This window comes from Pseudomonas sp. LY-1 (assembly GCF_053502595.1).
Map to the genome: position 1 here is coordinate 1,672,263 of NZ_CP094353.1, position 13,903 is coordinate 1,686,165.

The 13,903-nt window shown below is 60.7% G+C and carries 12 protein-coding genes; 4 read left to right on the forward strand and 8 right to left on the reverse strand.

From position 1 onward, the window contains the following. Positions 1-3 precede the first annotated feature (3 nt). Positions 4-663: a TetR/AcrR family transcriptional regulator gene (locus tag MOQ67_RS07595; protein WP_046490153.1), complete on the reverse strand. Its 660-nt coding sequence runs from the start codon at positions 661-663 to the stop codon at positions 4-6. A 93-nt stretch (positions 664-756) separates the two neighbouring features. Between MOQ67_RS07595 and MOQ67_RS07600 the strand changes: the two genes are divergently transcribed. Both MOQ67_RS07600 and MOQ67_RS07605 read left to right on the forward strand, forming a co-directional pair. Continuing rightward, complete coding sequence (locus MOQ67_RS07600) at positions 757-1,857, forward strand: efflux RND transporter periplasmic adaptor subunit (RefSeq protein ID WP_017844716.1); 1,101 nt, start codon at positions 757-759, stop codon at positions 1,855-1,857. 6 nt (positions 1,858-1,863) lie between these two features. Continuing rightward, the gene (locus MOQ67_RS07605; RefSeq protein ID WP_198717216.1) at positions 1,864-4,935 is read left to right on the forward strand and encodes an efflux RND transporter permease subunit; all 3,072 of its coding nucleotides are present in this window, start codon (positions 1,864-1,866) and stop codon (positions 4,933-4,935) included. Between the two features lie 125 nt (positions 4,936-5,060). On the opposite strand, the gene MOQ67_RS07610 is transcribed toward MOQ67_RS07605, so the two are convergent. Then, positions 5,061-5,516 (reverse strand): Lrp/AsnC family transcriptional regulator, encoded by a 456-nt coding sequence (locus MOQ67_RS07610; RefSeq protein ID WP_046490157.1) that lies wholly within the window; start codon positions 5,514-5,516, stop codon positions 5,061-5,063. 406 nt (positions 5,517-5,922) lie between these two features. Here MOQ67_RS07610 and MOQ67_RS07615 point away from each other — a divergent pair, with 406 nt between their 5' ends. Further along, entirely contained in the window at positions 5,923-6,540 is a 618-nt protein-coding gene (locus MOQ67_RS07615; protein WP_082118899.1) for a LysE family translocator, read from the forward strand. Positions 6,541-7,243: 703 nt separating this feature from the next. On the opposite strand, the gene MOQ67_RS07620 is transcribed toward MOQ67_RS07615, so the two are convergent. The 3 genes from MOQ67_RS07620 to plsB are packed head-to-tail and all read right to left on the reverse strand — an operon-like array spanning position 7,244 to position 10,932. Next, positions 7,244-7,933: a DUF4197 domain-containing protein gene (locus MOQ67_RS07620; RefSeq protein WP_017844721.1), complete on the reverse strand. Its 690-nt coding sequence runs from the start codon at positions 7,931-7,933 to the stop codon at positions 7,244-7,246. 27 nt (positions 7,934-7,960) lie between these two features. Beyond that, complete coding sequence (locus MOQ67_RS07625) at positions 7,961-8,362, reverse strand: YbaY family lipoprotein (protein ID WP_046384477.1); 402 nt, start codon at positions 8,360-8,362, stop codon at positions 7,961-7,963. A 50-nt stretch (positions 8,363-8,412) separates the two neighbouring features. Further along, the gene (plsB, locus tag MOQ67_RS07630; RefSeq protein WP_046490161.1) at positions 8,413-10,932 is read right to left on the reverse strand and encodes a glycerol-3-phosphate 1-O-acyltransferase PlsB; all 2,520 of its coding nucleotides are present in this window, start codon (positions 10,930-10,932) and stop codon (positions 8,413-8,415) included. A 180-nt stretch (positions 10,933-11,112) separates the two neighbouring features. On the opposite strand from plsB, the gene MOQ67_RS07635 reads away from it, so the two are divergent. After that, positions 11,113-11,322 (forward strand): cold-shock protein, encoded by a 210-nt coding sequence (locus tag MOQ67_RS07635; protein ID WP_017844724.1) that lies wholly within the window; start codon positions 11,113-11,115, stop codon positions 11,320-11,322. A gap of 143 nt (positions 11,323-11,465) precedes the next feature. On the opposite strand, the gene MOQ67_RS07640 is transcribed toward MOQ67_RS07635, so the two are convergent. The 3 genes from MOQ67_RS07640 to dapE form a co-directional block, all read right to left on the reverse strand. Then, complete coding sequence (locus tag MOQ67_RS07640) at positions 11,466-11,843, reverse strand: hypothetical protein (RefSeq protein ID WP_079442982.1); 378 nt, start codon at positions 11,841-11,843, stop codon at positions 11,466-11,468. Positions 11,844-11,914: 71 nt separating this feature from the next. Beyond that, positions 11,915-12,724 (reverse strand): putative RNA methyltransferase, encoded by an 810-nt coding sequence (locus MOQ67_RS07645; RefSeq protein WP_017844726.1) that lies wholly within the window; start codon positions 12,722-12,724, stop codon positions 11,915-11,917. Further along, on the reverse strand, positions 12,724-13,875 hold the full coding sequence (dapE, locus tag MOQ67_RS07650) for a succinyl-diaminopimelate desuccinylase (RefSeq protein WP_017844727.1): 1,152 nt from the start codon (positions 13,873-13,875) through the stop codon (positions 12,724-12,726). The genes MOQ67_RS07645 and dapE overlap by 1 nt, the downstream gene beginning before the upstream one ends. Between the last annotated feature and the right edge of the window lie 28 nt (positions 13,876-13,903).

The window sequence follows — 13,903 nt, forward strand, 5'->3', positions numbered from 1 at the left end:
CGGTCACCCGTTGCCGCTTGCAGCGGGTTCTCGGCGATAGGCCCGCATAAACAATCCCACCACATCCTGCACGTGGGCTTCGGCCGCTTCCTCGCTCAATTGACCGCCGCAGCCATACAACAAGCAGAAGTTCGCCGTGCCCTTGAGCAGGCAGAAGAAGTGTTCGGCTGCGGTAAGGGGCTTGTCGATGCTCAGCGCGCCGCTCTGGTCGATGTGCCCGAGCAGACGCTCCATGCCTTGCAACATCCGCATCGGCCCGGCTTCGAAGAAGATCTGCGAGAGTTTCACGTCCTGATTGCCCGTGGTCATCATCAGGCGGTGCAGGTTCACCGATTCCTTGCTGTTGACCAGGCGATGGAAGCGGCGCCCGATATTCAGCAGCACCGTCTCCACAGGCACACCCTCGGGCAGCTCAAAGTACATCACCGGCAACTGTTCTTCGCACTTGGCCATCACTGCGGCGGTGAACAAGGTCTCTTTGTCGGTGAAGTGGCTGTAGACGGTCAGTTTCGATACGCCGGCCTCAAGGGCCACGGCATCCATGCTGGTATTTGCGTAACCGTTGCTCAAAAACAGGATTTTCGCTGCTTCGAGGATTGCCTGGCGTTTTGCCATGTCCTTGGGACGCCCAGGGCTACTGGTATTGACAAGATTGTCGGACATTTCCACCTTTAATACTGGACTGGTGAGTTTGGTATTAATAACATACTGCCCAGTATAATTATTCCTAGCATCATTTGCGAAAGGTCCTTCAGCATGCGCAGCATTCTCCTGCCCCTTGCGTTGCCTGCCAGCCTGGTCTTTCTACTCGCCGCCTGCGGCCATGAAGAATCGCCCCAGACTACCCTCCGCCCGGCCATGGTGGTGCAACCACAGCCTGCAGCGCAGATGATGGACAGTTATCCAGGCGAGGTGCGTGCCCGGTACGAGCCGGACCTGGCCTTTCGCATCGGCGGCAAGGTCAGCAAACGGCTGGTGGAGGAGGGCGAGCGGGTCAAGGCCAATCAACCGCTGGCGGAACTCGACCCTCAGGATGTGCGCCTGCAACTGGAAGCCACCCGCGCCCAGGTGGCCGCCGCCGAGGCCAACCTGCGGCTGGTGCGTGCCGAGCGTGACCGCTACAAGACCCTGATGGATCGTCAGTTGGTCAGCCGTTCCCAGTACGACAATGCTGAAAATCTGTACCGATCAGGTGAGGCGCGCCTCAAGCAGATCAAGGCCGAGTTCGATGTGTCCAGTAACCAGGCCGGTTATGCCGTACTCCGCGCTCCGCAGGACGGCGTGGTTGCCAAGCGCGCGGTGGAAGTCGGCCAGGTGGTGTCCGCCGGCCAGACCGTGTTCACCCTGGCCACCGATGGCGAGCGTGAAGTGCTGATCAGCCTGCCCGAGCAGGGCTTCGGCCGGTTCAAGATCGGCCAGCCGGTGTCGGTCGAGTTATGGAGCCAGCCGGGCCAGCGATTTGCCGGACGTATTCGCGAACTGTCGCCCGCAGCCGATCCGAAATCGCGCACCTTCGCTGCGCGCATCGCCTTCACCGGCGGCAAGGTTCCGGCCGAGCTGGGCCAGAGCGCCCGCGTTTTCATACAGGCAGACGGTGTTATTCCTCTGTCGGTGCCGCTGTCAGCCTTGAGCGCGGAGAACGGCGTGTCCTACGTCTGGCGCGTGCAGCCGGATGACACCCTTGTGCGTACCCCGGTGCGTATCGGCGCCTTCGGCGAAAAAACCGTACCCGTGCTCGAAGGCTTGAGCCCTACCGACTGGGTGATTGCCGCCGGCGTTCATGTGCTCCATGAGGGGCAGCAAGTGCGCCCGGTGGATCGCTCCAACCGGGTGGTGAATCTGGCGGTCAAGGAGTAGTCCCCGATGGGTTTCAATCTTTCCGAATGGGCGTTGCGTAATCGCCAGATCGTACTGTTCCTGATGATCCTGCTGGCGGTGGTCGGCACTTTGTCCTACACCAAGCTTGGGCAAAGCGAAGACCCGCCGTTCACCTTCAAGGCCATGGTGATCAAGACCAATTGGCCCGGTGCCACGGCCCAGGACGTGTCGCGCCAGGTCACCGAACGCATCGAGAAAAAGCTCATGGAGACCGGTGAGTACGAGCGCATTGTGTCTTTCTCGCGCCCCGGCGAATCCCAGGTCACCTTCATCGCCCGCGACGCCATGCGCTCGGCGCAGATTCCCGAGTTGTGGTACCAGGTGCGCAAGAAGATCAGCGATATTCGCCAGACCTTGCCGCCGGATATCCAGGGACCGTTTTTCAACGATGAATTCGGCACCACCTTCGGCAATATCTACGCCTTGACCGGCGACGGCTTTGACTATGCCGTGCTCAAGGACTACGCCGACCGCATCCAGATTCAACTGCAGCGCGTGCCGGATGTGGGCAAGGTCGAACTGCTCGGCCTGCAGGATGAGAAGATCTGGATCGAGCTGTCCAACCTTAAACTCGCCACGCTCGGCTTACCGCTGGCCGCTGTTCAACAAGCGCTGCAGGAGCAGAACGCGGTCTCCACTGCCGGCTTCTTTGAAACCCCGACTGAGCGCGTGCAACTGCGGGTGTCGGGTAACTTCAAGAGTGTGGAAGAGATTCGCAGCTTCCCGATTCGCGTAGGCGACCGAACCTTCCGTATTGGCGATGTGGCCGACATCCACCGTGGCTTCAATGATCCACCGGCGCCGCGCATGCGCTTTATGGGCGAAGACGCGATCGGTCTGGCCGTCGCCATGCACGAGGGCGGCGACATTCTGGTGTTGGGCAAAGCCCTCGAAGGCGAGTTCGCACGCCTGCAGAAGAACCTTCCGGCGGGCATGCAACTGCGCAAGGTGTCGGACCAACCGGCGGCGGTGAAAACCGGTGTCGGAGAATTCGTCCGGGTGTTGGCCGAGGCGCTGGGCATTGTCTTGCTGGTGAGTTTTTTCTCCCTCGGTATACGCACTGGCATGGTCGTGGCGCTGGCGATTCCGCTGGTGCTGGCGATGACCTTTGCCTGCATGTACTACCTCGGCATCGGCTTGCATAAGATCTCCCTCGGCGCGCTGGTGCTGGCCCTGGGCTTGCTGGTGGATGACGCGATCATCGCCGTGGAAATGATGGCGATCAAAATGGAGCAGGGGTACGACCGCCTTAAAGCGGCCAGTTTTGCCTGGACCAGTACCGCGTTCCCGATGCTGACCGGTACGCTGATCACGGCGGCCGGCTTCCTGCCGATTGCCACCGCGCAGTCGAGTACCGGTGAATACACCCGTTCGATCTTCCAGGTAGTGACCATCGCGTTGCTCGCCTCGTGGGTCGCGGCCGTGGTGTTCGTGCCGTACCTGGGCGAAAAACTCCTGCCGGACTTGGCGAAAATTCATGCGGCTAAACACGGCGCTGACGGTCCCGATCCCTACGGCACACCGTTCTACCAGCGTGTCAGACGTTTGCTGGAGTGGTGTGTCAGTCGGCGCAAGACCGTGATCGTGCTGACGCTGCTGCTGTTTGTCGGCTCGGTCGCACTGTTTCGTTTTGTGCCGCAACAGTTCTTCCCGGCTTCCGGCCGCCTGGAGTTGATGGTCGACCTGAAACTCGCCGAGGGCGCGTCCCTGAGCAACACCGCTGGCCAGGTCAAGCGCCTGGAAGCCCTGCTCAAGGAACACGCTGGCATCGACAACTACGTGGCCTATGTCGGCACCGGTTCGCCGCGCTTCTATCTGCCCCTCGACCAGCAACTGCCGGCCGCCAGCTTTGCGCAGTTCGTGGTGTTGGCCAAGTCCATCGAAGAGCGCGAAAGCCTGCGCATCTGGTTGATCGAAACCCTCAACGAGCAGTTCCCCGACCTGCGTTCACGTGTCACACGCCTGGAAAACGGCCCGCCCGTGGGTTACCCGGTGCAGTTTCGCGTGACCGGCGAGCATATCGACGAAGTCCGTGCCCTGGCGCGCAAAGTGGCGGCCAAGGTGCGCGAAAATACCCACGTAGCTAACGTGCATCTGGACTGGGAGGAACCGAGCAAGATCGTCTACCTCAATATCGACCAGGACCGTGCGCGCGCCCTCGGTGTGAGTACCGCCAACCTGTCGAAATTCCTGCAGAGTTCTCTGACCGGCGCCAGCGTCAGCCAGTACCGGGAAGACAACGAGTTGATCGAAATTCTCCTGCGCGGCACTGTCCATGAGCGCACTGAACTGTCGCTGCTGCCGAGCCTGGCCGTGCCGACCGACAACGGCAAAAGCGTCGCGCTGTCGCAGATCGCCACCCTCGAATACGGCTTTGAGGAAGGCATCATCTGGCACCGTAACCGCCTGCCCACCGTGACCGTGCGCGCCGACATCTACGGCAAGGAACAACCGGCGACCCTGGTTCAGCAGATCCTGCCGACCCTCGACGGCGTGCGTGCCGAACTGCCGGACGGCTACCTGCTGGACGTCGGCGGTACCGTCGAGGACTCGGCCCGCGGGCAGAATTCGGTCAAGGCCGGTGTGCCGCTGTTTATCGTGGTGGTGCTGACGCTGCTGATGCTGCAACTGCGCAGCTTCTCACGCACGGTAATGGTATTTCTCACGGCGCCCCTGGGGCTGATCGGGGTCACGCTGTTCCTGCTGGTGTTCCGCCAACCCTTCGGCTTCGTGGCCATGCTCGGCACCATCGCCCTGTCAGGAATGATCATGCGCAACTCGGTGATTCTGGTGGACCAGATCGAACAGGACATCAAGGCAGGGCTGGCGCCGTGGCAGGCGATTATCGAAGCCACTGTCCGACGCTTCCGGCCGATTGTTCTCACAGCCCTCGCGGCGGTACTCGCGATGATCCCGCTGTCACGCAGTGTGTTCTTCGGGCCGATGGCAGTGGCGATCATGGGCGGGTTGATTGTGGCGACGGCGTTGACGTTGCTGTTCCTGCCCGCGCTTTATGCTGCATGGTTTCGTGTCAGGAAAACGGGTGACCAAGAGTAAGGAGAACAGGCGTATGTATATAAGTGCCTACGCCTGATGCACGCTGAAGAAAGTGTAAGGTGAGTGGGGAATGCCTGAAGCCGCGACAGCGGCTAATAGCGCCAGGATATCTCCCACAAGACTAATCAGAGGGCCGGCAGTTTCTTCTCGACGGTTTTTATAATCGATGTATTAGTGTCGGCCAGGGGGGCGATCTTTTGAAGGGTCAGGTCCAGGTGGGCAACTGAGTCGATATAAAGATGGCAGACAAAACTGTCGTCCCCGGTGATTTTGTAGCACACCACACATTCAGCCATTTGCGCGAGCAACTGTTCAACCTGTTGGAATTTTCCAGTCAGGGGTTTAACCCTGACCAGCGCTTGCAATGCAAAGCCCAGGGCCTGGGCGTCCAACTCGACGCTGAACCCGCTGATGACCCCCGACCCTTCCAGACGCTTGAGGCGTTCACTGCAGCCGGGGGCCGATAACCCCACCTGTCGGCCGAGGGCGCGAATAGACGCGCGGGCGTTCTGGTGGAGGGCGACAATCAGCGCGCGATCAATAGGGTCAAGTGTCTGGTCGCCCTTTGTAAGCTTTTTCATTAGATGGACCTTACGAATTTTGATGAAAACGCGTGAAAATCTTACATACCATACACGGATGAAAAAAGAATAGACCTTTTCAAGGTGCCCACCTATTGTTTGATCAGCGGTCCCTGCAATACTACGCCGCTCACTTAACGCTGTGTTGTGATGTTTCTATTGCAACTTTATCTGCATTGTCGAGGGCGCGAGATGAACTACATACTTGATGCAAGCTCGCTTGCAATAACTTCACAATAATAACTTCTCTGCCGAAAAAGTATTTTCGCTGCGTCATGAGTTTGCCCGACATAAGAGGATCCAATGGCGTGATCGACTTTATGAAAAACCACAGAACCGTCTACTACTGCCATGAACACGGGCTGCCTCGCTAAGCCGTCACGAATGTTCTTCAAGGGGGAAGCGTATGCCCGACATTGCACTGTCCGTTTACCAGGCGGTATTTACCTTCGCCGTCGCCGCCATCGCGCTGCTTGCCAGTCCAGGCCCGGCGACCCTGGCGCTGGCGGCGAGTGGGGCTGCTTATGGCATGAGGCGTTCAACTCGGTTTTTCGTGGGGATCACGTTGGGCCTGGTGATCGCGATGGCATTGGTTGCTTCCGGCCTCTATGTGGTTCTGCACAGTTTTCCGATGCTGGCGACGGCACTGACGGTCATCTCCATTGTTTATATTGTGTGGCTGGCCTACCAGATTGCTACCGCGCCGCCCATCAGGGATGAGCAGTCGGTGATCACGCCGGGCTGGGGCGCCGGGTTTGTGCTGGGTGTGGCGAATATCAAGGCCTATGCCGCATTCGCCGCGTTGCTGGGCAGTTTCACCCTGGGCGCCGCACCTGCCTGGGAGCAAGGTGCGAAAGCCTTGATCTGTCTGCTGGTGTGTGTGGTATTCGACGTTCTGTGGCTCTTTGCTGGCAGCCGAATGCGCAAGTTATTCATCCACCCCACTTGGAGCCGACGACTTAACGTAAGCTTCGCGATTTTGATGGTCGCGACGGTCGCCTGGTCAATCACGCTGACGCAATAGCGCTGTCGCTGGGAAGACCATTGAATAGTTCCGCCCGAGGATAGTTTTCATGTTTGGGGCCGTGTCTGCACTGCTGTTGACCCTGGCGCGGACTGCTTCTGCGGGTGGTACTTCTTCTGGCTGACGGTGATGAATCCCAATGGCCTGCTGACTGTTTCGTTTATTGCGCCGATCAACGCATTTGCCACGCTGCTACTGAGGCGCCTGGCCGATTCTATTTTCAACTGACGCGAGGCAGTATTTCACACGCAGGACGGAACCATTTTTGCCCTTGCTTCCACACAGGATTAGTCGACCGAGCGGTTCCCGCGTATGAGATGCGGGGCAGTGAGTTGGCGCTAATCTGAATAGGAAGGAGTGTGTATGCTTTTACTACCTTTGCTGGCGTTACCGATGCAAGTCGCGGGCTCGATGCTTGGGCTGGGAAATATGTTTGGACAGAATCAGCCAAACGCCAATCGCGATATCAATATTAATATCAACAACGATAGCCATAACTTCAATGCGTCGTCGTCCAGCTCTCATCACTCACACATGTCTCACGGTGGCGCCCGACGAGCGTCGCACATCCACTATTGAGCCTACTCATCGACGCTGCCGGGTGTGAGCGTGCGGCGCCTGGTTCGGGGGCCTGATAGACGGTTCGGCGAAAAAAAGGCCCTGACGATGTCAGGGCCTTTTTTTCAGCTCAGGTCGCGTGGCGTTACAGCGCGCCAAACACCTTCTTTGCCAGACTGGTCGCCGCTGCCGCCGGGTTTTTGCGAATGGTCTCTTCCTGCTGCGCAATCATCTTGAACAAACCATCCAGCGCTTGTTCGGTCACATAGTTTTCGACGTTGGCACTTTTGGCATCGACCGCGCCAAACGCCGCGGCCTTGCCGGCCAGGGCGTTGTACTGCTGCGCCACGCCGACTTTGTCGGTGGCGGCCTTGACGATCGGCAGGAACTTGGCGCGGATGGCTTCGCGGCTGCTTTTGTTCAGGTACTGGGTGGCCGAATCCTGGCCGCCGGTGAGAATGCCCTTGGCATCGCTCACGCTCATGTTTTTCACCGCGTTGACCAGGATTGGCTGGGCCTGGGTCACGGCGGTTTCGGCGGCTTTGTTCATGCTGGTTTCCAGCTGCTCGACCTGGTCACCCATGCCGAACATCTTCAGCTTGTCGGCAACTTTGCCCAGTTTTCCCGGCAGGCCGATCTTGACGTCGGGGTTGTTGCTGAAACCACCCGGTACACCCAGTTGTTTCACGGCGATCTGTGCGCCTTGGGTCAATGCATCTTTGAGGCCGCCGGCGGCGTCGCCCTGGGACAGGCTGCCAAGATCCAGGGCCATGGCGTTGGCACCGAGCAGCAGGCCGGCGCACAGGGCGGTGAGACGAAGGGAATTACGGAGCATGGGCGCTTCCTTATGATCTGGAAATAATCAGTGTGCGACCGCATCAACCCGCAGGCGCAGCGGTTGAACGTCTTGGCCATTGAGTTGCACAGGGTGCCGCTCGGTGGTGATGAACAGTAGCTTGCCCTCCACTTCGATGCGAGCGCTGACCGAGTAACTGTGGCCCGGCTTGACCTGGGCCGGGTCATAGCTCAAGTGGAACGGCAATGGCACCTGGCCTTTGACCGGGCCTTTCTGTTCGGCCAGGGTCACGGCCGGCGCGTCCATCAGCGATACGTCCTGCAGGCTGACGCTCAAGATGGCTGTCGGCGGCAGCGCGATGCGTTGCAGGTAGAACACTTCGCCATCGAGGCTGGCCTTGGGCGCGGGATTCATGGAATGGCAGGCGCCGAGCAGGGCGGTCAGGCCCAGGAGGATGATCTTTTTCATGGTGCAGCTCCTTTTCAACGGCGCCGTAACCCAGCGACGCCTTATTCAATCTAGCGGCTTTCTTCCGGTTTGCGGGCTTCGGCTTCGACCGGCGCTTCGGCCGCGCCGTCGACGCGGTGCAGGGCAACCTGGCGGATCGACAGGCGAATCTCAGCCGGCAGCACCCGTTTCGCCGCGCCTTCAGCCAGTTCGCCGAGCAGGTTGTGATAGCTCAACTTACCGGCTTCGTCGCGGCGCAGCACATCTTGCTCCAGCAACGTCTGAATAAAATGTCGGAAAAGGCTCTTGTCGAAGAACTCCGGGGCATTGAGGCCATGCAGGATCGATAGGCGCTGGGCCATGATCGTACACAGGTCTTCCAGCTCTTCGGCGCTGATGCTGTTCTGGCCGCTGTTGAGCAGCAGCGAAATCGCCATGTAGAAGCGTTGCAGGGTCTGGGCGATGCTCTTGGACAGCAGTGTCAGCAGCACAAAGTGCCGCGAACTCGGCGCCGGGCGCAGGTACACGTTGTTCTCGAAACGCAGCAGGCCTTGTTCGACAAACGCCTCCAGCCACTGGTCGATCACCGTGTCCAATTCCTCCAGCGACCAGCGGATAAACAGCTCTGACTGCAGGTATGGGTACAGCGCACGGGTGTAGCGCAGAATCTGCTCGTGGCTCATCCGCGAGCTGCTCTGGAAGAAGCTCGCCAGCAGCGCCGGCAAGGCAAAGATATGCAGCACGTTGTTGCGGTAGTAGGTCATCAGGACGGCGTTCTGCTCGTCCAGGTACAGAATCTTGCCGAGGGCATCGCTCTGTTCCGACAGCAGGTTCATGTCCTTGACGTGCTTGATCAACGCCATGCCATCCCCTTCGGGCAGGGTGGTATGCGGCGAGTAGGGCACCCGGCGCAGCAGCGCCAGGTACAGGTCCAACTGGCGGGCCATGGCCTGTTCGTCCAGGGCCAGGCGCGTGGTCGACAGCAGCGCCAGGGCCACCAGGTTCACCGGGTTGATCGCCGCCGCTTCGTTCAAATGGCGCGCCACCCGCTCGCCGAGGCGGTTGGTGGTTTGGTTGAGCCACGCCGGTTTGTAGTGCGGGCCCAGTTCCTGGGCGCGCCAGCCTGGTTGTTCGGCGTCGAGGAATTGCGCCAGTTTGATCGGTTCGCCGAAGTTGACCGCGACCTGGCCAAAGCGCTGCTTGAGCGCACCGACCACCTTGAAAATATCGAAGATCGACTCTTTTTTCTTGCTCGCGCCGCGCAGCTCACCGAGGTAGGTGCGGCCTTCGAGCACACGCTCGTAACCGATATACACCGGCACGAACACGATCGGCATGCGCGAGGAGCGCAGGAAGCTGCGCAACGTGATCGCCAGCATGCCGGTTTTCGGTTGCAGCATGCGCCCGGTGCGCGAGCGTCCGCCTTCGACGAAGTACTCCACCGGGAAACCCTTGGTGAACAGGGTGTGCAGGTATTCGTTGAACACCGAGGTGTACAGCGGGTTGCCCTTGAAGGTGCGGCGCATGAAAAACGCACCGCCGCGGCGCAGCAGGCTGCCGATCACCGGCATGTTCAGGTTGATGCCGGCGGCGATGTGCGGTGGGGTCAGGCCGTTCTTGAACAGCAGGTAGGACAGCAGCAGGTAGTCGATATGGCTGCGGTGGCAGGGGACGTAGATCACCTCGTAACCCTGGGCAACCTGTTGCACACCCTCGATGTTATTGACCTTGATGCCGTCGTAGATCTTGTTCCAGAACCAGCTCAGCACCACTTCCAGGAAGCGGATCGCGGTGTAGGTGTAGTCCGAGGCGATTTCGTTGCCGTAGCGCAGGGCCAGGGCCTTGGCTTTTTCCGGGCTGATCTTCTCGCGTTCGGCTTCATCGAGGATGGCCTGGCGCACCAGCGGCATATTCACCAAGCCCTTCACCAGGTTGCGGCGGTGGGACAGGTCGGGGCCGATCACTGCGGTTTTCAGGTTGCGAAAGTGTACGCGCAGGATGCGTTGGGCCATGCGAACGGTGCGTTCGTGGCCTTTATTGTGCTCGATCAATTCACGCAGGTTGATAGGCGCGGAGAATTGGACGCGGGTCTTGCGCCCCAGGATCAGGATGCTCAGCAGCCGGCGCAGGCGCCCGGTGACGGCCCAGCTGTCGGCGAACAGCAGTTTCCATGGGCTGGACTCGCTGTCGGGCGACTGCCCCCAGAACACGCTGACCGGAATGATTTGTGCATTCTCTTGTGCGTGTGCGCTGAGGGTATTGACCAGGCGGGTCAGGGTCGGCGGCGCGCCGCGTTTGTCCTGGCGGCCGAGCCAGTCCGGCTCTGGCGTGAGGTAGAAGAACGCCGCGGGTTCCAGCAACGGCCCGACCGCTACCGGCAGCACCGGGCGCGGCAGGCCGGCCTTGGTGCACTCGGTATCGACCACGGCCAATTCGGTGAGGGAGGGTGATTGCAGGACGTAGAACACCGGCCGGCTGCGGTCGAGGTTAAGGGTAAGGGACGACTGGTTGATCGTCTCTGAGCGAACCCAGAGGTACAACAGTCGGCGCAAGGTGCCAAACACCAGACGGCGGAACGGGGAGCGGGTCATAGGCGAGCTGCTTCAAGTGGAAAAAACCGAGCAGGTGCTCGGGTGGGTAGTGTGCCGTATTCACCGAAAATCGGCAAAAAAGCAGCGATGTAAAGTTGGGTTGATCGTTTTTGAGCCTGTCTTATACTCGGCAGTTCAACGCGACCGACTCGACAATAACAATCATGTGGGAGTGAACAGATGACAACGCGCGAAACCGGTAATGTGAAGTGGTTCAACGATGCCAAGGGATATGGCTTTATTCAGCGTGAAGACGGCAAGGATGTGTTCGTACACTACCGCGCCATCCGCGGTGAAGGGCACCGTTCCCTGGCCGAAGGCCAGCAGGTGGAATACGCCGTGGTGAGCGGCGAGAAGGGCTTGCAGGCTGAGGATGTGGTGGGTTTGTAATGCGGGTTTTTGTTACACCGTAGAACCCATGTGGGAGGGGGCTTGCTCCCGATCGCGTTGGATCAGTCACTAAATGTATTGACTGGCCCACCGCGATCGGGGGCAAGCCCCCTCCCACATTTGATTGGGTTCGCAATTGCGGATCAGGTGGTTTTCCAGGTGATCTGTTCTTCACCATCCTTGCTGATGCGAATCCAGGTGTCGGCGCTTTCCTCGCCTTCTTCCTCAACCCAGCTGCCCGGTGCGCAACGCACTTCGACGTTCAGCGCGGCAAAGGCGGCGCGGGCGCAGGCGATGTCGTCTTCCCACGGGGTCTGATCGCTTTCCAGGTACAGGCTGTTCCATTTGCCTACCGCCTTGGGCAACCAGGTGACAGGCACGTCGCCGGCCGTGCACTTGTAGGTCTGGCCGCGCTGGACCCAGGCGGTGCAAGGGCCAAGGGCGGCGCCCAGCCAGGCGGCGATGGCCTTGTGGTCGACGTCGGCGTCCTTCAGGTAAATCTCGATATCAGGTTGGCGCATGGATGTTCCTCGTTGCGGGATTCGAAAATCCATTCGCGGATTCAGGGTGGGCGGAGTGCCCGAAAAGTCGGTTATTGAAGCACGAAATAATCGTAGCGCATCGATACGCTGACCCGCAGCGGCTCGGCATGCTCGATTACCTCGGTGCGGCGCTCGGCGCTGGCGCGCCAGCCGTGAGGGGTCATGGCCAGCAGGTTGGCACGGTCTTTCGGGTCCGCCAGGCTCAGCGTGAACTCGAGGGTTTCGCTGTGCGCAAGGCTCATGCCGTCCGGCACCAGGGCCAGGTGTTTGTCGTCGGTGTACTCGCGCACTTCGTCGTACAGGCGCTCGCGCAGCTCCATCAGGTGACCGCGGGTCGGGCCGACTTTCATCAAGCCGCCGCCGGGGCTGAGCAGGCGTTTGGCCTCTTGCCAGTCCAACGGGCTGAACACGCTGGCGAGAAACTGGCAGCTGGCATCGGCCAACGGCACGCGGGCCATGCTGGCGATCAACCAGGTCAGTGCCGGGTTGCGCTTGCACGCACGCTTGACCGCTTCCTTGGAGATATCCAGGGCATAGCCATCGGCGTGGGGCAGGGCGTCGGCGATTTGTGCGGTGTAGTAACCCTCGCCACAACCGATGTCCACCCAGCGCTGCGGTGCTTGTTGCGCGGCCAGTTGCGCCAGGCGCTTGGCCACCGGGGCGTAGTGGCCAGCGTTGAGGAAGTCGCGGCGCGCCTCGACCATGGCGAGGTTGTCGCCCGGGTCGCGGCTGTTTTTGTGCTGCACCGGCAACAGGTTCAGGTAACCCTGGCGCGCGCGGTCGAAACGGTGTCCGACCGGGCACGCCACGCCATTGTCCACCGCGTGGAGCGGTGCGCTGCAAATGGGACAGGCCAGCATCAGGCGAGCAACTTGATCAGGGTCTGGTAGTAGATCTCGGTCAGCACGTCGAGGTCGCTGGCCAGAATGCGCTCGTTGACCTGATGGATCGTCGCGTTGACCGGGCCCAACTCGACCACCTGGGTGCCAAGGGTTGCGATGAAGCGCCCGTCGGACGTACCGCCGCTGGTGGACGCCTGGGTCTCACGACCGGTGACCGCCTTGATGCTGGCGGACACCGCATCGAGCAAGGCCCCCGGTTCGGTGAGGAACGGCAGGCCGGACAGCGCCCAGTCTACGTGCCAGTCCAGGGCGTGTTTGTCGAGGATCGCGGCAACGCGCTGTTGCAGGCCTTCCACGGTGGATTCGGTAGAGAAGCGGAAGTTGAACACCGCTGTCAGGTCACCGGGGATCACGTTGGTCGCGCCGGTGCCGGCGTTGAGGTTGGAGATCTGGAAGCTGGTCGGCGGGAAGAAGGTGTTGCCGTCGTCCCAATGCTCGGCGGCCAGTTCCGCCAGTGCCGGGGCAGCCAGGTGGATCGGGTTCTTCGCCAGGTGCGGGTAGGCCACGTGACCTTGCACGCCGCGCACGGTCAGGGTGGCGCCGAGGGAGCCGCGACGGCCGTTCTTGACCACATCGCCGACCAGGCTGGTGCTGGACGGTTCGCCGACGATGCACCAGTCCAGACGCTCCTTGCGCGCGGCCAGGCGTTCGATCACGGCCTTGGTGCCGTGGTGCGCCGGGCCTTCTTCATCGCTGGTGATCAGAAAAGCCACCGAGCCCTTGTGGTCCGGGTAGTCCTGCACGAAGCGCTCCGACGCCACCAGCATCGCCGCCAGGCTGCCTTTCATGTCCGCCGCGCCGCGGCCGCAGAGCATGCCGTGGTCGTCGATCAGCGCGTCGAACGGATCGTTCTGCCAGGCCTGTACCGGCCCGGTCGGGACCACGTCGGTGTGGCCGGCAAAGCACAGCACCGGGCCGTCGTGCTTGCCGTGGGTGGCCCAGAAGTTATCTACGTTTTCGATACGCATCGGCTCAAGCTGGAAACCGGCGTCGCCCAGGCGCTGCATCATCAGCTTCTGGCAATCGGCGTCGATCGGCGTCACCGAGGGACGGCGGATCAGGTCGATGGCAAGTTGAAGGGTCGGCGAAAGGTCGGCATGAGCCGTCATGGGAAACTCCGGAAATCGAGGCGGCGAC